This is a genomic window from Rhizobium indigoferae (assembly GCF_034554815.1).
Lineage (GTDB): Bacteria > Pseudomonadota > Alphaproteobacteria > Rhizobiales > Rhizobiaceae > Rhizobium > Rhizobium leguminosarum.
Genome location: NZ_CP140635.1, coordinates 1,437,686 through 1,460,400 on the forward strand (window position 1 = coordinate 1,437,686; position 22,715 = coordinate 1,460,400).

Below are 22,715 nucleotides of genomic sequence, written 5' to 3' on the forward strand. Positions count from 1 at the left end.
GGAGACAGGCATGAACCAAGAGGTCATGAATCTTTTCAATCCGCAGGTGCCTGCACAGAATTTCGATTCTATTCGGATTTCGATCGCGTCTCCGGAGAAGATCCTCTCCTGGTCTTACGGTGAGATCAAGAAGCCGGAAACCATCAACTACCGTACGTTCAAGCCGGAACGCGACGGTCTGTTCTGCGCGCGCATCTTCGGGCCGATCAAGGACTACGAATGCCTGTGCGGCAAGTACAAGCGCATGAAGTACAAGGGCATCATCTGCGAAAAGTGCGGCGTCGAAGTCACGCTGTCGCGCGTTCGCCGTGAACGCATGGGCCATATCGAGCTCGCCGCTCCCGTTGCCCATATCTGGTTCCTGAAGTCGCTGCCGAGCCGCATTTCGACGCTGCTCGACATGACGCTGAAGGATGTCGAGCGCGTCCTCTACTTCGAAAACTACATCGTCACCGAGCCGGGCCTGACCGCCCTGAAGGAGCACCAGCTCCTCTCGGAAGAAGAGTACATGCTCGCCGTTGACGAATACGGCGAAGACCAGTTCACCGCGATGATCGGCGCCGAGGCGATCTACGAGATGCTGGCCTCGATGAACCTCGAGAAGATCGCTGGCGACCTGCGCGCTGAGCTTGCCGACACCACGTCGGATCTCAAGCAGAAGAAGTTGATGAAGCGCCTGAAGATCGTCGAGAACTTCATGGAGTCGGGCAATCGTCCGGAATGGATGATCATGAAGGTCGTTCCGGTCATCCCGCCGGACCTGCGTCCGCTGGTTCCGCTCGACGGCGGCCGTTTCGCGACGTCGGATCTGAACGATCTCTACCGCCGCGTCATCAACCGTAACAACCGTCTGAAGCGCCTGATCGAGCTTCGTGCGCCTGGCATCATCATCCGCAACGAAAAGCGCATGCTGCAGGAATCCGTTGACGCGTTGTTCGACAACGGCCGCCGCGGCCGCGTCATCACCGGCGCCAACAAGCGTCCGCTGAAGTCGCTCTCCGACATGCTGAAGGGCAAGCAGGGCCGCTTCCGCCAGAACCTGCTCGGCAAGCGCGTCGACTATTCCGGCCGTTCGGTCATCGTCACCGGTCCGGAACTGAAGCTGCACCAGTGCGGCCTGCCGAAGAAGATGGCGCTCGAGCTCTTCAAGCCGTTCATCTATGCCCGCCTCGACGCCAAGGGTTACTCCTCGACCGTCAAGCAGGCCAAGAAGCTGGTCGAAAAGGAAAAGCCGGAAGTCTGGGATATCCTCGACGAGGTCATCCGCGAGCATCCGGTTCTCTTGAACCGCGCACCGACGCTGCACCGCCTGGGCATCCAGGCCTTCGAACCTACCCTGGTCGAAGGCAAGGCGATCCAGCTGCATCCGCTCGTCTGCACGGCCTTCAACGCCGACTTCGACGGTGACCAGATGGCCGTTCACGTGCCGCTGTCGCTCGAAGCCCAGCTCGAAGCCCGCGTGCTGATGATGTCGACCAACAACATCCTGCACCCGGCCAACGGCGCGCCGATCATCGTTCCCTCGCAGGACATGGTTCTCGGCCTCTACTATCTGTCGATCCTCAACCAGAACGAGCCGGGCGAAGGCATGGCCTTCTCCGATCTCGGCGAGCTGCATCACGCTCTCGAAAGCAAGGTCGTGACGCTGCACACCAAGATCCGCGGCCGCTTCAAGTCGGTCGACGAGGATGGCAAGCCTTACTCGAAGATCTACGAGACGACGCCTGGCCGTCTGCTCATCGGTGAACTGTTGCCGAAGAACGGCAAGGTGCCCTTCGATATCTGCAACCAGGAAATGACCAAGAAGAACATCTCGAAGATGATCGACACGGTCTATCGCCATTGCGGCCAGAAGGACACGGTCATTTTCTGCGACCGCATCATGCAGCTCGGTTTCGCCCATGCCTGCCGCGCCGGCATTTCGTTCGGCAAGGACGACATGGTCATTCCGGATGCCAAGGCCAAGATCGTTGCCGACACCGAAAATCTGGTGAAGGAATACGAGCAGCAGTACAATGACGGCCTCATCACCCAGGGCGAGAAGTACAACAAGGTTGTCGACGCCTGGGGCAAGGCGACCGAAAAGGTCGCCGAAGAGATGATGGCGCGCATCAAGGCGGTCGAATTCGATGAGAAGACCGGTCGCCAGAAGCCGATGAACTCGATCTACATGATGAGCCACTCCGGTGCCCGCGGTTCTCCGAACCAGATGCGCCAGCTGGGCGGCATGCGTGGCCTCATGGCCAAGCCGTCGGGCGAAATCATCGAGACCCCGATCATCTCGAACTTCAAGGAAGGGCTGACCGTCAACGAGTACTTCAACTCGACGCACGGCGCCCGTAAGGGTCTGGCAGACACCGCCCTGAAGACCGCCAACTCCGGCTACCTGACCCGCCGTCTCGTCGACGTCGCGCAGGATTGCATCGTCACGCATGTCGACTGCGGAACGCAGACGGGCCTCACCATGACCGCCATCGTCGATGCCGGCCAGGTGGTTGCCTCGATCGGCGCCCGTATCCTCGGCCGCACGGCGCTCGACGACATCGATCATCCGGTCACGGGTGAGCGCATCGTCGATGCCGGCAAGATGATCCTCGAGCCCGACGTCGTCGAAATCGAGAAGGCCGGCATCCAGTCGATCCGCATCCGCTCGGCACTGACCTGCGAAATCCAGACGGGCGTCTGCTCGGTCTGCTACGGCCGCGACCTTGCGCGCGGTACGCCGGTCAATATGGGCGAAGCCGTCGGCGTCATCGCTGCTCAGTCGATCGGCGAGCCGGGCACCCAGCTCACCATGCGTACCTTCCACCTTGGCGGTACGGCAACCGTGGTCGACCAGTCGTTCCTTGAAGCCTCGTACGAAGGTACGGTGCAGATCAAGAACCGCAACATCCTGCGCAACTCCGATGGCAATCTCGTTGCCATGGGCCGCAACATGACCGTCCAGATCCTGGACGAACGTGGTGTCGAGCGGTCGTCGCAGCGTGTGGCCTACGGTTCGAAGCTGCATGTCGACGAAGGCGACAAGGTCAAGCGCGGCCAGCGTCTGGCAGAGTGGGACCCCTACACCCGTCCAATGATGACGGAAGTGGCCGGTACCGTTCAGTTTGAAGATCTGGTCGACGGTCTCTCCGTTCTGGAAGCGACCGACGAATCGACCGGCATCACCAAGCGTCAGGTCATCGACTGGCGTTCGACCCCGCGCGGCTCGGACCTCAAGCCGGCGATCGTCATCAAGGATGCCAGCGGCAATATCGCCAAGCTGTCCCGTGGTGGTGATGCCCGCTTCCTGCTCTCGGTCGATGCGATCTTGTCGGTCGAGCCGGGCACGAAGGTCTCCCAGGGTGACGTTCTCGCCCGTTCGCCGCTCGAAAGCGCCAAGACCAAGGACATCACCGGCGGTCTGCCGCGTGTTGCCGAGCTGTTCGAAGCCCGTCGTCCGAAGGACCACGCCATCATCGCAGAGATCGATGGTACGATCCGTCTCGGCCGCGACTACAAGAACAAGCGTCGCGTCATCATCGAGCCGGCGGAAGACGGTGTCGAGCCTGTCGAATACCTGATCCCGAAGGGCAAGCCCTTCCACCTTCAGGAAGGCGACTATATCGAAAAGGGTGACTACATCCTCGACGGTAACCCGGCTCCGCACGACATCCTGGCGATCAAGGGCGTGGAGGCTCTTGCCTCCTACCTCGTCAACGAGATCCAGGAAGTCTACCGCCTGCAGGGCGTCGTCATCAACGACAAGCACATCGAGGTGATTGTCCGTCAGATGCTGCAGAAGGTGGAAATCACCGATGCAGGCGACTCGACCTATATCGTCGGCGACAATGTCGACCGGATCGAGCTCGAAGACGTCAACGATCATCTGATCGAGCAGGGCAAGAAGCCAGCCTACGGCGATCCGGTTCTTCTCGGCATCACCAAGGCGTCGCTGCAGACCCCGTCCTTCATCTCGGCCGCATCCTTCCAGGAAACGACCAAGGTGCTGACGGAAGCTGCAATCGCCGGCAAGACCGACGGTCTGCAGGGTCTGAAGGAAAACGTCATCGTCGGCCGCCTCATCCCGGCCGGTACCGGCGGTACCATGACCCAGATCCGCCGCATCGCCACGTCGCGCGACGAGATGATCCTCGAAGAGCGCCGCAAGGGCACGGGTGCTGCCGTTGCCACGCCGATGCTGCAGGACATGGCCGAAAAGGCTCCGGCTGCGGAATAATCCGCGGCTGAAGTCGACGAATTGAAAAACCGCCCGGAGCGATCCGGGCGGTTTTTGTTTTATTTGCTCTGACTGGTCTGGCGGGGAGGGAGGCGCTGCTTCGCTTAGGCTGCCTTGACAGCGTCAGCGGCGGCTCCTTTCAGTTGAACCGGATGATCGCGACTTCGCCTTCGACGGCGCCCTGATAGGCAGAGGCGTGCGGCTCTTCGGCCGGGACCTCGGTCAGCATGCCGATCTGGTCGAGATCGGCCTCGATGAAGCCTTCCTCGGCAAGGGCGTTCAAGGCCTCGCGTACGGCGGTGTCGTCGTCAGGCGCCTTCAGCATGATGTGCAGGTCGATGCCTTCGCTGGCGTCGGACTCGTAGCCCTTGCCGATAATGATGAAGATCATCGGGCCGTCGAAATTATTGTCGTTATCAGGTGTCGTGATCATCGCCTGTCCTTCGGCTCTTTGACGATTCGGTCGCTCGAATCCTGCTGTGAGGGCCGAACGCCGCAATTGCTGATTCCTTAACTGTTTTTGCTGCAATGCCCAAGTTTTTATCTTGGTGCATAGCCGTGAATTCGTCTAGAAGGATGAAACAGGGCGTTGGGCCGCCATATCAAGGCGATACGGCGAGTTTATTTCTTAACCGGCCTTGACGAGACGGGTGGAAACCAGTAGTACCCCGGCCATCAGATCCCATGTGAGGCTTGGCTGTTCGGGGCGACGCGCCCTGAAGTTCACCTCAAACAAGGTTCTAAACGCACGTTGAAGTCATGATGCTGCACGCACGACGCATGTTTTATGCGTCCTCTGCTCCTTGTGGTCCATCTGCGGAAGCGGATCGGGCCATATTTTGCGCATTGACGGAGAGTGCGTCACTGCCGGAGACGGCGCGAGTTCAAGCCCGCAAGGGTACTGAGATAAAACGTAAGGGATGGTTGAATGCCTACCGTAAACCAGCTGATCCGCAAGCCTCGCCAGGCGAACGTAAAGCGTAACAAGGTTCCCGCACTCCAGGAGAACCCGCAGAAGCGCGGCGTTTGCACGCGCGTCTACACGACGACGCCGAAGAAGCCGAACTCGGCTCTGCGTAAGGTCGCAAAGATCCGCCTGACCAACGGCTTCGAAGTCATTGGTTACATCCCCGGCGAAGGTCACAACCTTCAGGAACACTCCGTCGTCATGATCCGTGGCGGCCGCGTTAAGGACCTTCCGGGTGTCCGTTATCACATCATCCGCGGCGTTCTCGATACCCAGGGTGTCAAGAACCGCAAGCAGCGCCGCTCCAAGTACGGCGCGAAGCGTCCGAAGTAATTCGGCTTTTGAATAATCCGGCGCTGCGCGAGGTCCTCCGCGTCATGAAGCGCCTTAACGGTTGAAGAGACAAAACTATGTCCAGACGTCATAAAGCAGAAAAGCGCGAGATCAATCCGGACCCGAAGTTCGGTGATCTCGTCGTCACCAAATTCATGAATGCCATCATGCTCGACGGCAAGAAGTCCGTTGCTGAAAACATCGTCTACGGTGCGTTCGACGTTGTTCATGGCAAGTCCAAGCAGGAGCCGCTCACGGTTTTCCATTCTGCGCTTGAGAACATTGCCCCGCACGTTGAAGTTCGCTCGCGTCGTGTCGGTGGTGCGACCTATCAGGTCCCCGTCGATGTTCGTCCGGAGCGCCGCCAGGCTCTTGCTATTCGCTGGCTGATCGCTGCTGCCCGCAAGCGCAATGAAACGACTATGGTTGACCGCCTTTCCGGCGAACTGCTCGATGCGTCCAACAACCGCGGCTCCGCTGTTAAGAAGCGCGAAGACACGCACAAGATGGCTGACGCCAACCGCGCGTTCTCGCACTATCGCTGGTAATTCCGAACGGTATCGAAAGGCAGTCCACAATGGCTCGCGAATATAAGATCGAAGACTACCGTAATTTCGGTATCATGGCGCATATCGACGCCGGCAAGACCACGACCACCGAGCGTATTCTTTATTATACCGGCAAGTCGCACAAGATCGGCGAAGTCCACGACGGCGCAGCCACCATGGACTGGATGGAGCAGGAGCAGGAGCGTGGCATCACGATCACCTCTGCTGCCACCACGACCTTCTGGAAGGGCCGTGACGGCAAAATGCGCCGCTTCAACATCATCGACACTCCCGGCCACGTCGACTTCACCATTGAAGTCGAGCGTTCGCTGCGCGTTCTCGACGGCGCCATCGCGCTGCTGGACGCCAACGCCGGTGTTGAGCCGCAGACGGAGACCGTCTGGCGCCAGGCCGAAAAGTATAATGTCCCGCGGATGATCTTCTGCAACAAGATGGACAAGACCGGCGCGGACTTCTACCGCTCCGTCGAGATGATCAAGACCCGTCTCGGTGCTACGGCTGTCGTCATGCAGCTGCCGATCGGTGCAGAAACCGAATTCAAGGGCGTCATCGACCTGGTCGAGATGAACGCACTCATCTGGCGCGACGAGTCGCTCGGCGCCCAGTGGGATGTCGTCGAGATCCCCGAGGACATGAAGGCCAAGGCTGAAGAATATCGCGAAAAGCTGATCGAGACGGTCGTCGACATCGACGAAGCCGCCACCGAAGCTTACCTCGAAGGCATTCTGCCCGACAACGAGCAGATCCGTGCACTGGTTCGCCGCGGCACGATCGACGTCAAGTTCCACCCGATGTTCTGCGGCACCGCCTTCAAGAACAAGGGCGTGCAGCCGCTGCTCGACGCCGTTGTCGACTACCTCCCGTCGCCAATGGACATCCCGGCGATCAAGGGCATCGACTTCAAGACGGAAGCTGAAATCGAGCGTCATGCCGATGACAGCGAGCCGCTCTCCATGCTCGCCTTCAAGATCATGAACGACCCCTTCGTCGGTTCGCTGACCTTCGCTCGCATCTACTCCGGCAAGCTTGAAAAGGGCGCGTCGGTCATCAACACGGTCAAGGACAAGCGCGAGCGCGTCGGCCGTATGCTGCAGATGCACTCCAACTCGCGTGAAGACATCGAAGAAGCCTTCGCAGGTGACATCGTCGCTCTCGCCGGCCTCAAGGAAACCACGACGGGCGACACGCTCTGCGATCCGCTGAAGCCGGTTATCCTCGAGCGCATGGAATTCCCGGAGCCGGTCATCCAGATCGCCATCGAGCCGAAGACCAAGGGCGACCAGGAAAAGATGGGCCTCGCGCTCAACCGCCTGGCTGCAGAAGATCCGTCCTTCCGCGTCAAGACCGACCAGGAATCCGGCCAGACCATCATCGCCGGCATGGGCGAGCTGCATCTCGACATCATCGTCGACCGCATGCGTCGTGAATTCAAGGTCGAAGCAACTGTCGGCGCGCCGCAGGTTGCCTACCGCGAAACCATCACCCGGACGCATGAAGAAGACTACACGCACAAGAAGCAGTCCGGCGGTACCGGCCAGTTCGCGCGCGTCAAGATCGTCTTCGAACCGAACCCGGACGGCGACGAATTCAAGTTCGAATCGAAGATCGTCGGTGGTTCCGTTCCGAAGGAATACATCCCCGGCGTCCAGAAGGGCATCGAAAGCGTTCTGTCTTCGGGCCCGCTGGCAGGCTTCCCGATGCTCGGCGTCAAGGCGACCCTCATCGATGGTGCCTTCCACGACGTCGACTCCTCGGTTCTCGCCTTCGAAATCGCATCGCGTGCCTGCTTCCGTGAAGCAGCCAAGAAGGCCGGCGCTCAGCTGCTCGAGCCGATGATGAAGGTCGAAGTCGTCACCCCGGAAGATTACGTCGGCGACGTTATCGGCGACCTGAACTCCCGTCGCGGTCAGATCCAGGGCCAGGAAAGCCGCGGTATCGCCGTCGTCATCAACGCGAACGTCCCGCTCGCGAACATGTTCAAGTACGTCGACAACCTGCGCTCCATGTCCCAGGGCCGCGCCCAGTACACGATGACCTTCGATCACTACTCGCCGGTCCCGTCGAACGTCGCAACTGAAATCCAGGCAAAGTATTCCGGTCAGAAGTGACCGGAATACCAATTGACCGATAACAAGAATTAGATCCCTTCGGGGACTAGCAAAATGGAGACCCGAAAATGGGAAAGAGTAAGTTTGAGCGCAACAAGCCGCACGTCAACATTGGCACGATTGGCCACGTTGACCACGGTAAGACGTCTCTGACGGCAGCGATCACGAAGTACTTCGGTGAGTACAAGGCGTACGATCAGATCGACGCGGCTCCGGAAGAAAAGGCCCGTGGCATCACCATCTCGACGGCGCACGTCGAGTATGAGACGCCGGCCCGCCACTACGCGCACGTCGACTGCCCCGGCCACGCCGACTACGTCAAGAACATGATCACCGGTGCTGCCCAGATGGACGGCGCGATCCTGGTGTGCTCGGCCGCTGACGGCCCGATGCCGCAGACGCGCGAACACATCCTGCTGGCCCGCCAGGTCGGCGTTCCGGCAATCGTGGTGTTCCTGAACAAGGTCGACCAGGTTGACGACGCCGAGCTTCTCGAACTGGTCGAGCTCGAAGTTCGCGAACTGCTGTCGTCCTACGACTTCCCGGGCGACGATATCCCGGTCGTCAAGGGTTCGGCACTTGCTGCTCTTGAAGATTCGGACAAGAAGATCGGCGAAGACGCGATCCGCGAACTGATGGCTGCTGTTGACGCCTACATCCCGACGCCTGAGCGTCCGATCGACCAGCCGTTCCTGATGCCGATCGAAGACGTGTTCTCGATCTCGGGCCGCGGCACGGTTGTGACCGGCCGCGTCGAGCGTGGCATTGTCAAGGTTGGCGAAGAAGTCGAGATCGTCGGCATCCGTCCGACCTCGAAGACGACGGTGACCGGCGTTGAAATGTTCCGCAAGCTGCTCGATCAGGGCCAGGCCGGCGACAACATCGGTGCGCTGATCCGCGGTGTGAACCGTGACGGCGTCGAGCGTGGCCAGATCCTGGCGAAGCCCGGCTCTGTCAAGCCGCATAAGAAGTTCATGGCAGAAGCCTACATCCTGACGAAGGAAGAGGGTGGCCGTCATACGCCGTTCTTCACCAACTACCGTCCGCAGTTCTACTTCCGCACGACCGACGTGACGGGCATTGTGACGCTGCCGGAAGGCACGGAGATGGTGATGCCAGGCGACAACGTCACGGTTGCCGTCGAGCTGATCGTTCCGATCGCGATGGAAGAAAAGCTGCGCTTCGCGATCCGCGAAGGCGGCCGCACCGTCGGCGCCGGTATCGTCGCGTCGATCGTCGAGTAATTAGCGGCTGGGCCACCAGGCCCAAGGAAAGGATAGGGACGCCGATCTCGGTGTCCCTCTCGATCTTTGAAACCGGTGGCCCGCTAACGTAACTGAAGGTAAGTCGTGTCCCTAAGTGGTGACACGCGGATAACAGACACAAGGATAAAGTCGAATGAACGGCCAGAATATCCGCATCCGCCTGAAGGCGTTCGATCACCGGATTCTCGATGCCTCCACGCGCGAGATCGTATCGACGGCTAAGCGCACCGGTGCAAGCGTCCGGGGCCCCGTTCCGCTTCCGACCCGCATCGAGAAGTTTACGGTCAACCGGTCCCCGCACATCGACAAGAAGAGCCGCGAACAGTTCGAGATGCGCACGCATAAGCGCCTTCTCGATATCGTTGACCCGACCCCGCAGACGGTAGACGCGCTGATGAAGCTCGATCTCGCCGCCGGTGTCGATGTTGAGATCAAGCTCTGAGACCTCGGGTCTTCGGGCTGAGTGAGAAGGATTGAACCGATGCGTTCAGGTGTGATTGCACAGAAGGTGGGAATGACCCGCGTCTATAACGACGCCGGCGAGCATGTCCCGGTAACGGTACTGCGTATGGAAGGCTGCCAGGTCGTAGCCACGCGCACTGTCGAAAAGAATGGCTATACCGCAGTTCAGCTCGGTGCCGGCCAGGCGAAGGTGAAGAACACGTCGAAGGCGATGCGTGGCAACTTTGCCATTGCCAACGTCGAGCCGAAGGCCAAGCTCACTGAATTCCGCGTGTCGGAAGATCAGCTGCTCGAGATCGGCACTGAGATCAAGGCGGGTCACTTTGCAGCCGGTCAGCTCGTCGACGTGACGGGCACGACGATCGGTAAGGGTTTTGCCGGCGCCATGAAGCGCCACGGTTTCGGCGGTCTGCGTGCCACGCACGGTGTGTCGGTGTCTCACCGTTCGCACGGTTCGACCGGCTCGCGCCAGGATCCGGGCAAGGTTTTCAAGAACAAGAAGATGGCTGGTCACATGGGCCAGACGCGCGTCACGACGCAGAACCTGGAAGTGGTTTCGACCGACGAAGATCGTGGTCTGATCCTGATCAAGGGTGCTGTTCCTGGTTCCAAGGGTGCTTGGATCATCGTGCGCGACGCCGTCAAGTCGGCCGCGAAGTAAGGGAGCCAGATCAATGGAATTCAACGTCAAGACCCTCGAGGGAAAAGACGCCGGGAAGGTTTCCCTTTCGGACGCGATTTTCGGCCTCGAGCCCCGTGAAGACATTCTCGCCCGCGTCATTCGCTGGCAGCTTGCCAAGAAGCAGCAGGGCACGCACAAGGCTAAGGGCCGCGCTGAAGTTTCGCGCACCGGCGCCAAGATGTACAAGCAGAAGGGTACGGGCCGCGCCCGCCACCATTCGGCTCGCGCTCCGCAGTTCCGCGGCGGCGGCAAGGCCCACGGCCCGGTCGTCCGCAGCCACGAGCACGATCTTCCGAAGAAGGTTCGTGCACTCGGCCTTCGCCACGCCCTTTCGGCCAAGATCAAGGCCGATGACGTCATCGTCATCGACAACCTGGTTGCCACCGAAGCCAAGACCAAGGCTCTCGCGTCCGTTTTCGAGACGCTCGGCCTGACCAACGCCCTCTTCATCGGCGGCGCAGAGCTTGACGGCAACTTCAAGCTCGCAGCTCAGAACATCCCGAACATCGATGTTCTGCCGATCCAGGGCATCAACGTTTACGACATCGTGCGCCGCGGCAAGCTCGTGCTTTCCAAGGCTGCGGTTGAAGCGCTAGAGGAGCGATTCAAGTGACCGATCTTCGCCACTACGATGTGATCGTCTCTCCGGCGATCACCGAAAAATCCACGCTGGTATCCGAAAACAACCAGGTTGTTTTCAATGTCGCCAAGCAGGCGACGAAGCCGGAAATCAAGGCTGCGGTCGAGGCGCTGTTCGGCGTCAAGGTCACGGCTGTCAACACTCTGCTGCGCAAGGGCAAGACCAAGCGGTTCCGCGGTTTCGTCGGCAAGCAGAAGGACGTGAAGAAGGCAGTTGTGACGCTGGCTGAAGGCCAGACGATCGACGTCTCCACCGGTCTCTGAGGTATAAGAAAATGGCATTGAAAACATTCAATCCGATCACCCCGAGCCAGCGCCAGCTGGTCATCGTCGACCGCTCGGCCCTCTACAAGGGCAAGCCGGTCAAGGCGTTGACGGAAGGTCTGACCAAGAGCGGCGGTCGTAACAACCTCGGTCGCATCACCGCCCGCTTCATCGGCGGCGGTCACAAGCGCACCTATCGTCTGATCGACTTCAAGCGTCGCAAGTTCGACATCGAAGGCACGGTTGAGCGTATCGAATACGATCCGAACCGCACGGCTTTCATCGCGCTGGTGAACTATGCTGACGGCGAAAAGGCTTATATCCTCGCTCCTCAGCGCCTGGCTGCCGGTGACAAGGTTATCGCTTCCGAGAAGGCTGTCGACGTCAAACCCGGCAACACCATGCCGCTGCAGTTCATCCCGGTCGGCTCCATCATCCACAACGTGGAAATGAAGCCGGGCAAGGGTGGTCAGATCGCTCGCTCCGCCGGTGGCTACGCACAGCTCGTCGGCCGCGACCAGGGCATGGCGATCCTTCGCCTGAACTCCGGTGAACAGCGTCTCGTTCATGGCTCCTGCCTTGCTTCGATCGGCGCCGTCTCCAACCCTGACCACGCCAACATCAACGACGGCAAGGCCGGTCGTACCGTTTGGCGCGGCAAGCGTCCGCATAACCGCGGTGTTGTCATGAACCCGGTCGACCATCCGCACGGCGGTGGTGAAGGCCGCACCTCTGGTGGTCGCCACCCGGTGACACCGTGGGGCAAGCCGACCAAGGGCAAGCGCACCCGGTCGAACAAGTCGACCGACAAGATGATCATGCGCTCGCGTCATCAGCGTAAGAAGTAAGAGAGGAAGTCTCCAATGGCTCGTTCAGTATGGAAAGGTCCGTTCGTTGACGGCTATCTTCTCAAGAAGGCTGAGAAGGTTCGTGAAGGCGGTCGCAGTGAAGTGATCAAGATCTGGAGCCGTCGCTCCACGATCCTGCCGCAGTTCGTCGGTCTCACCTTCGGCGTCTACAACGGCAGCAAGCATATCCCGGTCAGCGTCAATGAAGACATGGTCGGCCACAAATTCGGTGAATTCTCTCCGACCCGCACCTACTACGGTCACGGCGCGGACAAGAAGGCGAAGAGGAAGTAACAATGGGCAAGGCAAAAGCCGAACGCCGGCTGAAGGACAACGAGGCGCAAGCAGTCGCCCGCACGCTCCGCGTCAGCCCCCAGAAGCTCAACCTGGTTGCTGCGGCTATCCGCGGCAAGAAGGTCGAGCGCGCACTCGCTGAGCTGGAGTTCTCCCGCAAGCGCATCGCAGGCGCCGTCAAGAAGACGCTCGAATCTGCGATCGCCAACGCCGAGAACAACCACGATCTCGACGTCGACTCGCTGGTTGTCGCCGAGGCCTATGTGGGCAAGTCGATCGTCATGAAGCGTTTCCACGCTCGTGGCCGCGGTCGTGCGTCGCGCATTGAAAAGCCCTTCGCGCACCTGACGATCGTCGTTCGTGAAGTGCAGGCAGCAGAGGAGGCCGCATAATGGGTCAGAAAATCAATCCAATCGGTTTCCGCCTTGGCATCAACCGTACCTGGGATAGCCGCTGGTTTGCGGACAATGCCGAGTACGGCCAGCTGCTGCACGAAGACCTGAAGATGCGCAAGTTCGTCATGAGCGAACTGAAGCAGGCCGGGATCTCCAAGGTGGTCATCGAGCGTCCGCACAAGAAGTGCCGCGTCACGATCCACTCGGCACGTCCGGGCCTGATCATCGGCCGCAAGGGCGCTGACATCGACAAGCTCCGCAAGAAGCTGTCGGAGATGACGAATTCGGAAACGCACCTCAACATCGTCGAAGTGCGCAAGCCCGAAGTCGATGCGACGCTGGTCGCTCAGTCGATCGCCCAGCAGCTCGAGCGTCGCGTGGCTTTCCGCCGCGCCATGAAGCGCGCCGTTCAGTCGGCGATGCGTCTTGGCGCCGAAGGCATCAAGATCACCTGCGCCGGCCGTCTCGGCGGTGCTGAAATCGCCCGTACGGAATGGTACCGCGAAGGTCGTGTGCCGTTGCACACGCTGCGCGCTGACATCGACTACGGCACGGCTGAAGCAGAAACCGCATTCGGCATCTGCGGCATCAAGGTCTGGATCTTCAAGGGCGAAATCCTTGAGCATGATCCGATGGCTTCCGAGCGCCGTGCGATGGAAGGTGACGCCCAGGGTCCGGCAAGCCGTGATCGTGACCGCGACAGAGACCGTCGCCGCGACAACGCTTGATAGCGCGCGTGGCAGAGAAGTTCGGAGAATAAGAAAATGTTGCAGCCAAAGCGTACCAAGTACCGCAAGCAGTTCAAGGGCCGCATCAAGGGCGTCGCCAAGGGCGGTTCTGACCTGGCATTCGGCGAATTCGGCCTGAAGGCACAGGAACCCAACCGCGTCAACGCGCGCGAGATCGAAGCGGCCCGCCGCGCGATCACGCGTTATATGAAGCGCGCCGGCCGTGTATGGATCCGCGTGTTCCCGGACGTTCCGGTAACCGCAAAGCCGACCGAAGTCCGTATGGGTAAGGGTAAGGGCTCCGTTGAATACTGGGCATGCAAGGTCAAGCCCGGCCGTATGATGTTCGAGATCGACGGTGTCAGCGAAGAAATCGCCCGTGAGGCGCTTCGCCTCGGCTCTGCCAAGCTCTCGGTCAAGACGCGCTTCGTTCAGCGCATTGCAGAGTAAGGGATTGAGCTCATGAAAGCCTCAGACGTTCGCGCGTTCAGCGCTGACCAACTCAAGGACGAGCTTGCCAAGCTGAAGAAGGAGCAGTTCAACCTGCGCTTTCAGAAGGCAACCGGCCAGCTCGAAAAGTCCTCGCGCATCAACGAAGTCCGTAAGGATATCGCCCGCGTGAAAACCATTGCCCGCCAGAAGGCGGCAGAAGTTAAGGCCTAAAGGAAGAAAAATATGCCGAAGCGCATCCTGCAGGGCGTCGTCGTTGGCGACAAGAACGAGAAGACGGTAGTGGTTCGTGTCGAGCGTCGTTTCGCTCACCCGCTGCTCCAGAAGACCGTTCGTCGTTCCAAGAAGTACAAGGCCCACGACGAGAACAACCAGTACAAGATCGGCGATACCGTATCCATCGAGGAATGCGCGCCGATCTCCAAGGACAAGCGCTGGACGGTGATTTCCGCCCAGGGCAAGTAACAGAATTTTGCGCGAGGCCTTGCGTCTCGCCGAAATATCTGTATGAAGCAGCGTCAGAACGCTCGAATGCCGGGCGTTCTTTTGCTTTGAGCGCACGGAAGGTCCCGTTCGGGAAACCACCCTGGCACGATCGATCCCGCGCTATTCAGCTATTGCCGCGTCTGTGCTGCCTCATGGCAGCTCGGTCGGCGAAAATTTTCATAAGCCGGAATAGGGGGCTAGCCCAACCATTCCGGTAAACCAAGAAGGCGACCTGATATGATTCAGATGCAAACAAACCTCGACGTCGCGGATAATTCCGGCGCACGTCGTGTCATGTGCATCAAGGTGCTGGGCGGCTCGAAGCGCAAGTATGCCTCGATCGGCGACGTCATCGTCGTTTCGATCAAGGAAGCGATCCCGCGCGGCCGTGTGAAGAAGGGTGACGTGATGAAGGCGGTTGTTGTTCGCACCGCCAAGGATATCCGTCGTCCGGATGGCTCCGTCATCCGCTTCGACACTAACGCAGCAGTCCTCATCGACAACAAGAAAGAGCCGATCGGCACCCGTATCTTCGGACCGGTTCCGCGTGAACTTCGCGCCAAGAACCACATGAAGATCATCTCGCTGGCTCCCGAAGTACTGTAAGGAGCGAAGCGATGCAGAAGATTCGTAAAGGCGACAAGGTCGTCATGCTCGCTGGCAAGGACAAGGGCCGTACCGGCGAAGTTGTTCAGGTCATGCCGAAGGAAGATCGTGCCGTTGTTCGTGGCGTCAACGTCGTCAAGCGCCACCAGCGCCAGACGCAGACCCAGGAAGCCGGCATCATCAACAAGGAAGCCCCGGTTCACCTGTCCAACGTTGCAATCATCGACAAGGACGGCAAGCCGACCCGCGTCGGTTTCAAGGTTGTTGACGGCAAGAAGGTCCGTGTGGCCAAGCGTTCTGGAGAAGTGATCGATGGCTGAGGCAAAATATGAGCCGCGGCTCAAGAAGGAATATGTCGAGCGCATCCGCAAGGCGATGCAGGAGCAGTTCTCCTACGCCAACGAGATGATGATCCCGAAGCTCGACAAGATCGTGATCAACATGGGTGTCGGCGAAGCGACCGCTGACTCGAAGAAGCCGACGGTAGCTGCCGCCGACCTCGCTGCGATCGCCGGCCAGAAGCCGGTCATCACCCGCGCACGTAACTCTATCGCAGGCTTCAAGGTCCGCGAACAGATGCCGATCGGCGCGAAGGTTACCCTGCGCGGCGCCCGCATGTACGAGTTCTTGGACCGCCTCGTGAACATCGCGCTCCCGCGCGTTCGCGACTTCCGCGGCCTGAACCCGAAGAGCTTTGACGGCCGTGGCAACTTCGCCATGGGCATCAAGGAGCACATTGTGTTCCCTGAGATCAACTACGACAAGGTTGATCAGATGTGGGGCATGGACATCATCGTTTGCACGACGGCGACGACCGACGACGAAGCTCGGGCTCTTCTGAAAGAGTTCAGCTTCCCGTTCCGTCAATAACCGTAACGACGAGCGTAGAAAAGGAACCTGACATGGCGAAGACAAGCGCAGTTGAAAAGAACAAGCGCCGCCGTACTACGGTCGCCAACCAGGCCGCTAAGCGGGCTGGTTTGAAGGCGATCATCATGAACCAGGCTCTTCCGATCGAAGAGCGGTTCAAGGCCTCGATCAAGCTGGCATCCCTGCCGCGTGATGGATCGAAGACCCGTATTCGCAACCGTTGCGAAGTTTCGGGGCGTCCGCGCGCATATTACCGCAAACTGCGCATGTCGCGTATTGCGCTGCGTGAACTCGGCAATCTCGGCAAGGTGCCGGGTATCGTCAAGTCGAGCTGGTAAGGAGCAGGTTACATGACAATGACTGATCCGTTGGGCGATATGCTCACTCGCATCCGTAACGGCGCTTCCCGCCGCAAGTCGTCGGTCTCGACGCCTGCTTCGAAGCTCCGTGCACGTGTTCTCGATGTTCTGCAGTCCGAAGGCTACATCCGTGGCTATTCCGTTGTCGATTTCGGCAATGGCAAGTCGGAACTCAGCATCGAGCTGAAATATTACGAAGGCGCATCGGTGATCCGTGAGATCGGCCGTGTGTCCAAGCCGGGCCGCCGGGTTTATGTCTCGGTCAAGTCCATTCCGCAGGTCGCGAACGGTCTCGGCATCACCATCCTTTCGACTCCGAAGGGTGTGATGGCTGATCACCAGGCTCGCGAACAGAACGTTGGTGGCGAGGTTCTTTGCTCGGTCTTCTAAGATCGGGCAGGGATCTCCATAGCGAACAGACAGGATTGAAACATGTCTCGTATCGGTAAAAAGCCCGTTCAGGTGCCTGCTGGGATCACGGCTACGGTCGATGGCCAGAAGGTGACTGCAAAGGGCCCGAAGGGCGAGCTGTTTTTCGTTGCTAACGACGAAATCAGCCTCAAGCTTGAAAATAACGCCGTCGTCGTGACGCCGGTGAACCAGACCAAGGATGCGCGCGCAAAGTGGGGCATGTCCCGCACGATGATCGAAGGCATCTTCAAGGGCGTCAAGGACGGTTTCGAGCGCAAGCTTGAAATCAACGGTGTCGGTTACCGCGCCGCCATGCAGGGCAAGAACCTGCAGCTGGCTCTCGGTTTCAGCCACGACGTGATCTACGAGCCGCCGGTCGGTATCTCGATCGTTGTTCCGAAGCCGACGGAAATCGTCGTCAGCGGCATCAACAAGCAGCAGGTCGGTCAGGTTGCCGCCGAAATCCGCGAATACCGCGGTCCCGAGCCTTACAAGGGCAAGGGGGTCAAGTACGCTGACGAGCGGATCGTCCGCAAAGAAGGCAAGAAGAAGTAAGGATCACGCGAAATGGCTAGCAGGAAAGAAGCACTTGCACGTCGTGCCAACCGCGTGCGCCGTCATCTCAAGTCGGTGGCCAATGGCCGTCCGCGCCTGTCGGTTCATCGCTCCTCGAAGAACATCTACGCCCAGGTCATCGATGATGTGGCCGGCAAGACGCTTGCGTCTGCCTCCACTCTCGAGAAGGATCTGCGCGGTTCTCTGAAGACCGGTGCCGATACCGCCGCCGCTGCCGTTGTGGGCAAGCTCCTCGCAGAGCGCGCCTCCAAGGCCGGTGTTACGGAAGTCGTGTTCGACCGTGGCGCCTTCATCTATCACGGCCGCATCAAGGCTCTCGCCGAAGCGGCCCGCGAAGGCGGTCTCACCTTCTGATCAGTTTCCGGCCGGACGCTCAAGCGCCGGCCGGATTTTCGCCGGACCGCAGGCACTCTCCGAAAGGGGAGGCTGATGCGGTCCACATTTGTTTGCCGATTGCACCCGGAAAAGAAAAAGGAAGAGGACAATGGCACAGGAAAGAAGGCCGCAGCGGGACGACCGCCAGAGCCGTGAAGAGCGCGATAGCGAGTTCGTCGACAAGCTTGTCGCGATCAACCGCGTCGCCAAGGTCGTCAAGGGCGGCCGTCGTTTCGGTTTCGCAGCACTCGTCGTCGTTGGCGACCAGAAGGGCCGCGTCGGCTTCGGCCATGGCAAGGCACGTGAAGTGCCGGAAGCCATCCGCAAGGCAACCGAAGCCGCCAAGCGCGAGCTGATCTTCGTACCGCTGCGTGACGGCCGTACGCTGCATCACGATGTTCATGGCCGCCACGGCGCCGGCAAGGTTCTGCTGCGCTCGGCCAAGGTCGGTACCGGCATCATCGCCGGCGGTCCGATGCGCGCCGTATTCGAGACGCTCGGCATGCACGACGTCGTCGCCAAGTCGACCGGTTCGTCGAACCCCTACAACATGGTTCGCGCCACCTTCGACGCTCTGAAGCACCAGGTTCACCCGAAGGACATCGCAGCTCAGCGCGGCATCAAGTATGCAACGCTGCAGGCTCGTCGTGGCGCCTCCGGCAACGCCTCTGAAGAATAAGAGGAGTTTGACAGATGGCCAAGGCTACCAAGAAGGCTGAAGCGAAGACTGTCACGATCGAACAGATCGGCAGCCCGATCCGCCGTCCGGACGTCCAGCAGCGCACGCTGATCGGTCTCGGACTGAACAAGATGCACCGTCGCCGCACGCTGGAGGATACTCCTTCGGTTCGTGGCATGATCCGTGCTGTCCAGCATCTCGTTCGCGTCGTCGACGAGAAGTGAGACGGAGGAAACGCTCATGAAACTCAATGAAATCAAGGACAACGAAGGCTCGACCCACAGCCGCAAGCGCCTCGGCCGCGGTATCGGTTCGGGCTCGGGCAAGACAGGTGGTCGCGGCGTAAAGGGTCAGAAGTCCCGTTCGGGCGTCGCCATCAATGGCTTCGAAGGCGGCCAGATGCCGATCTATCGTCGCCTGCCGAAGCGCGGCTTCAACAACATTTTCGCTTCCGATTTTGTTGTCGTGTCGCTGGCCCGTATTCAGACGGCGATCGACTCCGGCAAGCTCGATGCCAAGACGACCGTTGACGCAGCTGCCCTCAAGGCTGCTGGTGTCATCCGCCGCGTCAAGGATGGCGTTCGCGTTCTCGCCGACGGCGAGATCAAGGCCAAGATCACCATCGTCGTTGCAGGCGCCTCCAAGCCTGCCGTCGAGAAGATCGAAAAGGCCGGCGGCACCGTGACGCTGCTTTCGGCTCCGGCTGCAGCCGAATAAATAATCTGATGATATATCGCCCGGGGTGCTTCACACCGGGCGATTTTGCTCCCATATGTGGGCCTCACAAAAACTTGGCTGGCGCGCCCGCGTCATGCCGGTAAGACTCGAAAACAAGGGTGAGGCAAGGGGTTGCGCCGCAATCCGTCCTGAACCCGGTTTTGAATAATTTCATACTGATTCCGGGTCCGGTCTGTCCCCCAGAGAAGCCGGAATTGGTAGCGCGGAGAAACGCATGGCTTCTGCAGCGGAACAATTGGCATCCAACCTCAATTTTTCGACCTTCGCCAAAGCCGAGGATTTGAAGAAGCGTCTGTGGTTCACACTGGCAGCTCTCCTCGTCTACCGACTCGGCACGCATATTCCACTTCCGGGTCTCAATCCCGAAGCCTATGCCCAGGCTTTCCGCGGCCAGTCAGGCGGCATTCTCGGCCTTTTCAACATGTTCTCGGGCGGCGCTGTTCAGCGCATGGCGATCTTCGCGCTCGGCATCATGCCCTATATCTCCGCTTCGATCATCGTGCAGCTCATGACCTCGGTCGTGCCGGCGCTCGAAAACCTCAAGAAGGAAGGCGAGCAGGGCCGTAAGATCATTAACCAGTATACCCGCTATGGCACCGTCATCCTCGGTGCGCTCCAGGCCTATGGCATTGCCGCCGGCCTTGAAAGCGGCCAGGGCCTCGTCGTCGAGCCAGGTTGGTTCTTCCGTGTTTCCACCGTTCTGACGCTGCTCGGCGGCACGATGTTCCTGATGTGGCTCGGCGAGCAGATTACCTCGCGCGGCATCGGCAACGGCATCTCGCTGATCATTTTCGCCGGCATCGCCGCCGGCCTTCCGACAGCACTTGCCGGGACGCTCGAACTCGGCCGCACCGGTGCGCTGTCGACCTTCCTCATCCTGCTCGTCATCATCGTCGCGATCGCCGTCATCGGCATCATCGTCTTCGTCGAACGCGCCCAGCGCCGGCTGCTGATTCAGTATCCGAAGCGTCAGGTTGGCAATCGGATGTTCCAGGGCGATACCTCGCACCTGCCGCTGAAGCTCAACACTTCAGGTGTCATTCCGGCGATCTTCGCGTCGTCTCTGCTGCTGCTGCCGGCAACGGTCGCGGGTTTCGCCAATACCACGGCAATGCCTTCCTGGGCGACATCGATCGTCGCGGCCCTCGGTCATGGCCAGCCGCTCTACATGGTGCTGTACGGCGCGCTGATCGCCTTCTTCGCCTTCTTCTATACGGCTATCGTCTTCAATCCGAAGGACACGGCCGACAATTTGAAGAAGCATGGCGGCTTCATTCCCGGCATCCGCCCGGGCGAGCGCACTGCCGAATATATCGACTACGTGCTGACCCGCATCACGGTGATCGGCGCGATCTATCTCGTCTTCGTCTGCATTCTCCCAGAGATTCTGGTGTCGCAAACCGGCATTCCATTAGCCCTTGGTGGGACTTCGCTTTTGATCGTGGTTAGCGTAACTCTTGATACGGTTGCACAGATCCAGGGTCACCTGATCGCGCAGCAATACGAAGGCCTGATCAAGAAATCGAAGTTGCGTGGAGGAAAGAGGGGGCGATGAGACTTATCCTTTTGGGGCCGCCGGGCGCGGGTAAGGGAACCCAGGCCCAGCGGATCGTGGAAAAGCACGGCATTCCGCAGCTTTCCACGGGGGACATGCTGCGTGCAGCGGTTAACGCCGGCACGGATGTCGGCAAGCGCGCGAAGGCGGTCATGGACGCCGGCAAGCTCGTCTCGGATGAGATCGTCATTGCCATCGTTTCCGAGCGCATCGATCAACCCGATTGCGCCAATGGCTTCATTCTCGACGGCTTCCCCAGGACGCTCGTCCAGGCTGATGCCACCGAGGCGATGCTGAAGGCAAAGGGTCTCGGCCTCTCCGTTGTCATTGAATTCCGTGTCGATGATGAGGAATTGATCCGACGTGTTGCCGGTCGCTACTCCTGTGCACAGTGTGGCAGCGTCTATCACGATACCGATAAGGTTCCGGCTGCTGAGGGCGTGTGCGACAAGTGCGGTTCGACGCACTTCAAGCGCCGTCCCGATGACACCCCGGAGACCATGACGGCTCGGCTGCAGGTCTACTACAAGGAAACCTCGCCGCTGATCGGCTATTACCATGCCAAGGGCAAGCTCAAGTCGGTGGACGGCATGGCAGAGATCGATCAGGTGACGGCCGAGGTCGAAAGCATTCTTTCCAAGCTTTAAGGCTTTGAAAATAAACTTGGCGGAACGGTTGCTTTTCAGCAGTGATTCCGCTAAACACCGCGCCAACTCGCGACATTCCATGCGATCGGCGCGGATTTCCCAGGGAAGTCCGGGTGCGGTCGTTTTGACATGTTACGGACGTAAATCTGAACGGGCGGTTCTCAAGAGCCGCATAACGAAGCCCACTTGCCGGATGGCAACTGGAATGCAAGGAGAACAGGCGTGGCACGTATCGCTGGCGTCAACATCCCGACTGCGAAGCGCGTTGTTATCGCGCTGACCTACATTCACGGGATCGGTCCGAAATTCGCACAGGAAATCGTCGAAAAGGTCGGTATCCCGGCCGAACGTCGTGTGCATCAGCTGACGGACGCAGAAGTCCTTCAGATCCGCGAAGCCATCGACCGCGACTATCAGGTTGAAGGCGATCTTCGTCGTGATACCGCGATGAACATCAAGCGTCTGATGGACCTCGGCTGCTACCGCGGCCTGCGTCATCGTCGCGGCCTTCCGGTTCGCGGTCAGCGCACGCACACCAATGCCCGCACCCGCAAGGGTCCGGCAAAGGCAATCGCTGGCAAGAAGAAGTAATTTCCGGGAAACCGGGGTGGGGAGGCTGGCGGTCTGCGCCGGCCTCTTTTGAGTTTGGAGCGGGACCATATAGGCGCCGTTCCGGTGTAGCCGCTGGCATTACGGCGGTGAAGAGATCAACGAAAGGAATACCATGGCTAAGGAAGCCGTCCGCGTTCGCCGTCGCGAGCGCAAGAACATCTCGTCGGGTGTCGCTCACGTCAACTCGACCTTCAACAACACGATGATCACCATCACCGACGCGCAGGGCAATGCGATCGCCTGGTCGTCGGCTGGCGCCAAGGGCTTCAAGGGCTCGCGCAAGTCGACCCCGTTCGCCGCCCAGATCGCTGCCGAAGACTGCGCCAAGAAGGCCCAGGAGCACGGCATGAAGTCGCTGGAAGTCGAAGTTTGCGGTCCGGGTTCGGGTCGTGAATCGGCTCTGCGCGCGCTCCAGGCTGCAGGTTTCATGATCACGTCCATCCGCGACGTGACCCCGATCCCGCACAATGGCTGCCGTCCGCGCAAGAAGCGCCGCGTCTGATCATCGCTCTCGTCACCGGTGAGCGCCTTCGCGCTCCCGGTGGTTTTCAAGCTCGGTTGCCACGATTGGATGGTGG

General features: G+C 59.8%; 31 protein-coding genes. 30 read left to right on the top strand and 1 reads right to left on the bottom strand.

Features of this window, described 5'->3' with window-relative positions; genetic code table 11:
• The first annotated feature begins 10 nt into the window (after positions 1 to 10).
• Positions 11 to 4,219 carry a DNA-directed RNA polymerase subunit beta' gene (gene rpoC, locus U5G49_RS07320; protein WP_018241638.1) on the top strand — a complete coding sequence of 1,403 codons (4,209 nt, stop codon included), beginning with the start codon at positions 11 to 13 and terminating at the stop codon, positions 4,217 to 4,219.
• A gap of 139 nt (positions 4,220 to 4,358) precedes the next feature.
• On the opposite strand, the gene U5G49_RS07325 is transcribed toward rpoC, so the two are convergent.
• A complete protein-coding gene (locus U5G49_RS07325; RefSeq protein ID WP_003547528.1) occupies positions 4,359 to 4,652 on the bottom strand; it encodes a hypothetical protein in 294 nt (97 codons plus the stop codon).
• A gap of 495 nt (positions 4,653 to 5,147) precedes the next feature.
• Here U5G49_RS07325 and rpsL point away from each other — a divergent pair, with 495 nt between their 5' ends.
• The 29 genes from rpsL (at position 5,148) to rpsK (ending at position 22,639) form a co-directional block, all read left to right on the top strand.
• The gene (gene rpsL / locus U5G49_RS07330; protein WP_003547537.1) at positions 5,148 to 5,519 is read left to right on the top strand and encodes a 30S ribosomal protein S12; all 372 of its coding nucleotides are present in this window, start codon (positions 5,148 to 5,150) and stop codon (positions 5,517 to 5,519) included.
• Positions 5,520 to 5,596: 77 nt separating this feature from the next.
• Complete coding sequence (gene rpsG / locus U5G49_RS07335; RefSeq protein ID WP_003547538.1) at positions 5,597 to 6,067, top strand: 30S ribosomal protein S7; 471 nt, start codon at positions 5,597 to 5,599, stop codon at positions 6,065 to 6,067.
• A 29-nt stretch (positions 6,068 to 6,096) separates the two neighbouring features.
• The gene (fusA, locus tag U5G49_RS07340; RefSeq protein ID WP_018241640.1) at positions 6,097 to 8,196 is read left to right on the top strand and encodes an elongation factor G; all 2,100 of its coding nucleotides are present in this window, start codon (positions 6,097 to 6,099) and stop codon (positions 8,194 to 8,196) included.
• A 68-nt stretch (positions 8,197 to 8,264) separates the two neighbouring features.
• A complete protein-coding gene (tuf, locus tag U5G49_RS07345; RefSeq protein ID WP_018241634.1) occupies positions 8,265 to 9,440 on the top strand; it encodes an elongation factor Tu in 1,176 nt (391 codons plus the stop codon).
• Between the two features lie 154 nt (positions 9,441 to 9,594).
• Positions 9,595 to 9,903: a 30S ribosomal protein S10 gene (gene rpsJ, locus U5G49_RS07350; protein WP_003547547.1), complete on the top strand. Its 309-nt coding sequence runs from the start codon at positions 9,595 to 9,597 to the stop codon at positions 9,901 to 9,903.
• A 39-nt stretch (positions 9,904 to 9,942) separates the two neighbouring features.
• Complete coding sequence (gene rplC / locus U5G49_RS07355; RefSeq protein WP_018067989.1) at positions 9,943 to 10,584, top strand: 50S ribosomal protein L3; 642 nt, start codon at positions 9,943 to 9,945, stop codon at positions 10,582 to 10,584.
• 13 nt (positions 10,585 to 10,597) lie between these two features.
• Positions 10,598 to 11,218, top strand: a complete 621-nt coding sequence (rplD, locus tag U5G49_RS07360) for a 50S ribosomal protein L4 (RefSeq protein ID WP_003573800.1) — start codon at positions 10,598 to 10,600, stop codon at positions 11,216 to 11,218.
• Positions 11,215 to 11,508, top strand: coding sequence for a 50S ribosomal protein L23 (locus tag U5G49_RS07365; RefSeq protein WP_003547550.1), 294 nt, complete (start codon positions 11,215 to 11,217; stop codon positions 11,506 to 11,508). The genes rplD and U5G49_RS07365 overlap by 4 nt, the downstream gene beginning before the upstream one ends.
• Positions 11,509 to 11,519: 11 nt before the next feature.
• Positions 11,520 to 12,356 carry a 50S ribosomal protein L2 gene (gene rplB, locus U5G49_RS07370; RefSeq protein WP_018241641.1) on the top strand — a complete coding sequence of 279 codons (837 nt, stop codon included), beginning with the start codon at positions 11,520 to 11,522 and terminating at the stop codon, positions 12,354 to 12,356.
• 15 nt (positions 12,357 to 12,371) lie between these two features.
• Positions 12,372 to 12,650 carry a 30S ribosomal protein S19 gene (gene rpsS / locus U5G49_RS07375; protein ID WP_003547552.1) on the top strand — a complete coding sequence of 93 codons (279 nt, stop codon included), beginning with the start codon at positions 12,372 to 12,374 and terminating at the stop codon, positions 12,648 to 12,650.
• A 2-nt stretch (positions 12,651 to 12,652) separates the two neighbouring features.
• A complete protein-coding gene (rplV, locus tag U5G49_RS07380) occupies positions 12,653 to 13,042 on the top strand; it encodes a 50S ribosomal protein L22 (protein WP_003547553.1) in 390 nt (129 codons plus the stop codon).
• Positions 13,042 to 13,773 carry a 30S ribosomal protein S3 gene (rpsC, locus tag U5G49_RS07385; protein ID WP_003547554.1) on the top strand — a complete coding sequence of 244 codons (732 nt, stop codon included), beginning with the start codon at positions 13,042 to 13,044 and terminating at the stop codon, positions 13,771 to 13,773. Before rplV ends, rpsC begins: the two co-directional genes overlap by 1 nt.
• Positions 13,774 to 13,809: 36 nt before the next feature.
• Entirely contained in the window at positions 13,810 to 14,223 is a 414-nt protein-coding gene (gene rplP, locus U5G49_RS07390) for a 50S ribosomal protein L16 (RefSeq protein WP_003573792.1), read from the top strand.
• 12 nt (positions 14,224 to 14,235) lie between these two features.
• A complete protein-coding gene (rpmC, locus tag U5G49_RS07395; protein WP_018241642.1) occupies positions 14,236 to 14,436 on the top strand; it encodes a 50S ribosomal protein L29 in 201 nt (66 codons plus the stop codon).
• A gap of 12 nt (positions 14,437 to 14,448) precedes the next feature.
• On the top strand, positions 14,449 to 14,688 hold the full coding sequence (gene rpsQ, locus U5G49_RS07400; RefSeq protein ID WP_003547557.1) for a 30S ribosomal protein S17: 240 nt from the start codon (positions 14,449 to 14,451) through the stop codon (positions 14,686 to 14,688).
• A 258-nt stretch (positions 14,689 to 14,946) separates the two neighbouring features.
• Positions 14,947 to 15,315, top strand: a complete 369-nt coding sequence (gene rplN / locus U5G49_RS07405; RefSeq protein WP_003573790.1) for a 50S ribosomal protein L14 — start codon at positions 14,947 to 14,949, stop codon at positions 15,313 to 15,315.
• 11 nt (positions 15,316 to 15,326) lie between these two features.
• Complete coding sequence (rplX, locus tag U5G49_RS07410; RefSeq protein ID WP_003547559.1) at positions 15,327 to 15,635, top strand: 50S ribosomal protein L24; 309 nt, start codon at positions 15,327 to 15,329, stop codon at positions 15,633 to 15,635.
• Positions 15,628 to 16,185: a 50S ribosomal protein L5 gene (rplE, locus tag U5G49_RS07415; protein ID WP_003573788.1), complete on the top strand. Its 558-nt coding sequence runs from the start codon at positions 15,628 to 15,630 to the stop codon at positions 16,183 to 16,185. Before rplX ends, rplE begins: the two co-directional genes overlap by 8 nt.
• A gap of 32 nt (positions 16,186 to 16,217) precedes the next feature.
• Positions 16,218 to 16,523, top strand: coding sequence for a 30S ribosomal protein S14 (gene rpsN, locus U5G49_RS07420; protein WP_003547561.1), 306 nt, complete (start codon positions 16,218 to 16,220; stop codon positions 16,521 to 16,523).
• Between the two features lie 12 nt (positions 16,524 to 16,535).
• Positions 16,536 to 16,934 (top strand): 30S ribosomal protein S8, encoded by a 399-nt coding sequence (gene rpsH / locus U5G49_RS07425; RefSeq protein WP_003547562.1) that lies wholly within the window; start codon positions 16,536 to 16,538, stop codon positions 16,932 to 16,934.
• A 42-nt stretch (positions 16,935 to 16,976) separates the two neighbouring features.
• The gene (gene rplF, locus U5G49_RS07430; RefSeq protein ID WP_017963907.1) at positions 16,977 to 17,510 is read left to right on the top strand and encodes a 50S ribosomal protein L6; all 534 of its coding nucleotides are present in this window, start codon (positions 16,977 to 16,979) and stop codon (positions 17,508 to 17,510) included.
• A 12-nt stretch (positions 17,511 to 17,522) separates the two neighbouring features.
• A complete protein-coding gene (rplR, locus tag U5G49_RS07435) occupies positions 17,523 to 17,885 on the top strand; it encodes a 50S ribosomal protein L18 (RefSeq protein WP_018241643.1) in 363 nt (120 codons plus the stop codon).
• Between the two features lie 130 nt (positions 17,886 to 18,015).
• On the top strand, positions 18,016 to 18,585 hold the full coding sequence (gene rpsE / locus U5G49_RS07440; RefSeq protein ID WP_017963908.1) for a 30S ribosomal protein S5: 570 nt from the start codon (positions 18,016 to 18,018) through the stop codon (positions 18,583 to 18,585).
• A 14-nt stretch (positions 18,586 to 18,599) separates the two neighbouring features.
• On the top strand, positions 18,600 to 18,809 hold the full coding sequence (gene rpmD, locus U5G49_RS07445) for a 50S ribosomal protein L30 (protein ID WP_003547566.1): 210 nt from the start codon (positions 18,600 to 18,602) through the stop codon (positions 18,807 to 18,809).
• Positions 18,810 to 18,825: 16 nt separating this feature from the next.
• The gene (rplO, locus tag U5G49_RS07450; protein WP_193445449.1) at positions 18,826 to 19,302 is read left to right on the top strand and encodes a 50S ribosomal protein L15; all 477 of its coding nucleotides are present in this window, start codon (positions 18,826 to 18,828) and stop codon (positions 19,300 to 19,302) included.
• Between the two features lie 235 nt (positions 19,303 to 19,537).
• Positions 19,538 to 20,878: a preprotein translocase subunit SecY gene (secY, locus tag U5G49_RS07455; RefSeq protein WP_018241644.1), complete on the top strand. Its 1,341-nt coding sequence runs from the start codon at positions 19,538 to 19,540 to the stop codon at positions 20,876 to 20,878.
• Positions 20,875 to 21,525 (top strand): adenylate kinase, encoded by a 651-nt coding sequence (locus U5G49_RS07460; RefSeq protein ID WP_193445450.1) that lies wholly within the window; start codon positions 20,875 to 20,877, stop codon positions 21,523 to 21,525. Before secY ends, U5G49_RS07460 begins: the two co-directional genes overlap by 4 nt.
• 222 nt (positions 21,526 to 21,747) lie before the next feature.
• Positions 21,748 to 22,116, top strand: coding sequence for a 30S ribosomal protein S13 (gene rpsM, locus U5G49_RS07465; protein WP_003573772.1), 369 nt, complete (start codon positions 21,748 to 21,750; stop codon positions 22,114 to 22,116).
• Between the two features lie 133 nt (positions 22,117 to 22,249).
• A complete protein-coding gene (gene rpsK / locus U5G49_RS07470; RefSeq protein ID WP_003547577.1) occupies positions 22,250 to 22,639 on the top strand; it encodes a 30S ribosomal protein S11 in 390 nt (129 codons plus the stop codon).
• Positions 22,640 to 22,715: the final 76 nt, after the last annotated feature.

Bases quoted from the DNA above. Each gene is read 5' to 3' on its own strand.
- rplX (WP_003547559.1), top strand. From the start codon at position 15,327: ATGCAGAAGATTCGTAAAGGCGACAAGGTCGTCATGCTCGCTGGCAAG.
- rplP (WP_003573792.1), top strand. From the start codon at position 13,810: ATGTTGCAGCCAAAGCGTACCAAGTACCGCAAGCAGTTCAAGGGCCGC.
- rplR (WP_018241643.1), top strand. From the start codon at position 17,523: ATGGCTAGCAGGAAAGAAGCACTTGCACGTCGTGCCAACCGCGTGCGC.
- rpsN (WP_003547561.1), top strand. From the start codon at position 16,218: ATGGCGAAGACAAGCGCAGTTGAAAAGAACAAGCGCCGCCGTACTACG.
- rplF (WP_017963907.1), top strand. From the start codon at position 16,977: ATGTCTCGTATCGGTAAAAAGCCCGTTCAGGTGCCTGCTGGGATCACG.
- rpsE (WP_017963908.1), top strand. From the start codon at position 18,016: ATGGCACAGGAAAGAAGGCCGCAGCGGGACGACCGCCAGAGCCGTGAA.
- rpsC (WP_003547554.1), top strand. From the start codon at position 13,042: ATGGGTCAGAAAATCAATCCAATCGGTTTCCGCCTTGGCATCAACCGT.
- rplD (WP_003573800.1), top strand. From the start codon at position 10,598: ATGGAATTCAACGTCAAGACCCTCGAGGGAAAAGACGCCGGGAAGGTT.
- rplN (WP_003573790.1), top strand. From the start codon at position 14,947: ATGATTCAGATGCAAACAAACCTCGACGTCGCGGATAATTCCGGCGCA.
- secY (WP_018241644.1), top strand. From the start codon at position 19,538: ATGGCTTCTGCAGCGGAACAATTGGCATCCAACCTCAATTTTTCGACC.
- fusA (WP_018241640.1), top strand. From the start codon at position 6,097: ATGGCTCGCGAATATAAGATCGAAGACTACCGTAATTTCGGTATCATG.
- rplO (WP_193445449.1), top strand. From the start codon at position 18,826: ATGAAACTCAATGAAATCAAGGACAACGAAGGCTCGACCCACAGCCGC.
- rpsH (WP_003547562.1), top strand. From the start codon at position 16,536: ATGACAATGACTGATCCGTTGGGCGATATGCTCACTCGCATCCGTAAC.
- rplE (WP_003573788.1), top strand. From the start codon at position 15,628: ATGGCTGAGGCAAAATATGAGCCGCGGCTCAAGAAGGAATATGTCGAG.
- rplC (WP_018067989.1), top strand. From the start codon at position 9,943: ATGCGTTCAGGTGTGATTGCACAGAAGGTGGGAATGACCCGCGTCTAT.
- rplB (WP_018241641.1), top strand. From the start codon at position 11,520: ATGGCATTGAAAACATTCAATCCGATCACCCCGAGCCAGCGCCAGCTG.
- rplV (WP_003547553.1), top strand. From the start codon at position 12,653: ATGGGCAAGGCAAAAGCCGAACGCCGGCTGAAGGACAACGAGGCGCAA.
- rpmD (WP_003547566.1), top strand. From the start codon at position 18,600: ATGGCCAAGGCTACCAAGAAGGCTGAAGCGAAGACTGTCACGATCGAA.
- rpsQ (WP_003547557.1), top strand. From the start codon at position 14,449: ATGCCGAAGCGCATCCTGCAGGGCGTCGTCGTTGGCGACAAGAACGAG.
- rpsK (WP_003547577.1), top strand. From the start codon at position 22,250: ATGGCTAAGGAAGCCGTCCGCGTTCGCCGTCGCGAGCGCAAGAACATC.
- rpmC (WP_018241642.1), top strand. From the start codon at position 14,236: ATGAAAGCCTCAGACGTTCGCGCGTTCAGCGCTGACCAACTCAAGGAC.
- U5G49_RS07325 (WP_003547528.1), bottom strand. From the start codon at position 4,652: ATGATCACGACACCTGATAACGACAATAATTTCGACGGCCCGATGATC.
- rpoC (WP_018241638.1), top strand. From the start codon at position 11: ATGAACCAAGAGGTCATGAATCTTTTCAATCCGCAGGTGCCTGCACAG.
- rpsS (WP_003547552.1), top strand. From the start codon at position 12,372: ATGGCTCGTTCAGTATGGAAAGGTCCGTTCGTTGACGGCTATCTTCTC.
- rpsJ (WP_003547547.1), top strand. From the start codon at position 9,595: ATGAACGGCCAGAATATCCGCATCCGCCTGAAGGCGTTCGATCACCGG.
- tuf (WP_018241634.1), top strand. From the start codon at position 8,265: ATGGGAAAGAGTAAGTTTGAGCGCAACAAGCCGCACGTCAACATTGGC.
- U5G49_RS07460 (WP_193445450.1), top strand. From the start codon at position 20,875: ATGAGACTTATCCTTTTGGGGCCGCCGGGCGCGGGTAAGGGAACCCAG.
- rpsG (WP_003547538.1), top strand. From the start codon at position 5,597: ATGTCCAGACGTCATAAAGCAGAAAAGCGCGAGATCAATCCGGACCCG.
- rpsL (WP_003547537.1), top strand. From the start codon at position 5,148: ATGCCTACCGTAAACCAGCTGATCCGCAAGCCTCGCCAGGCGAACGTA.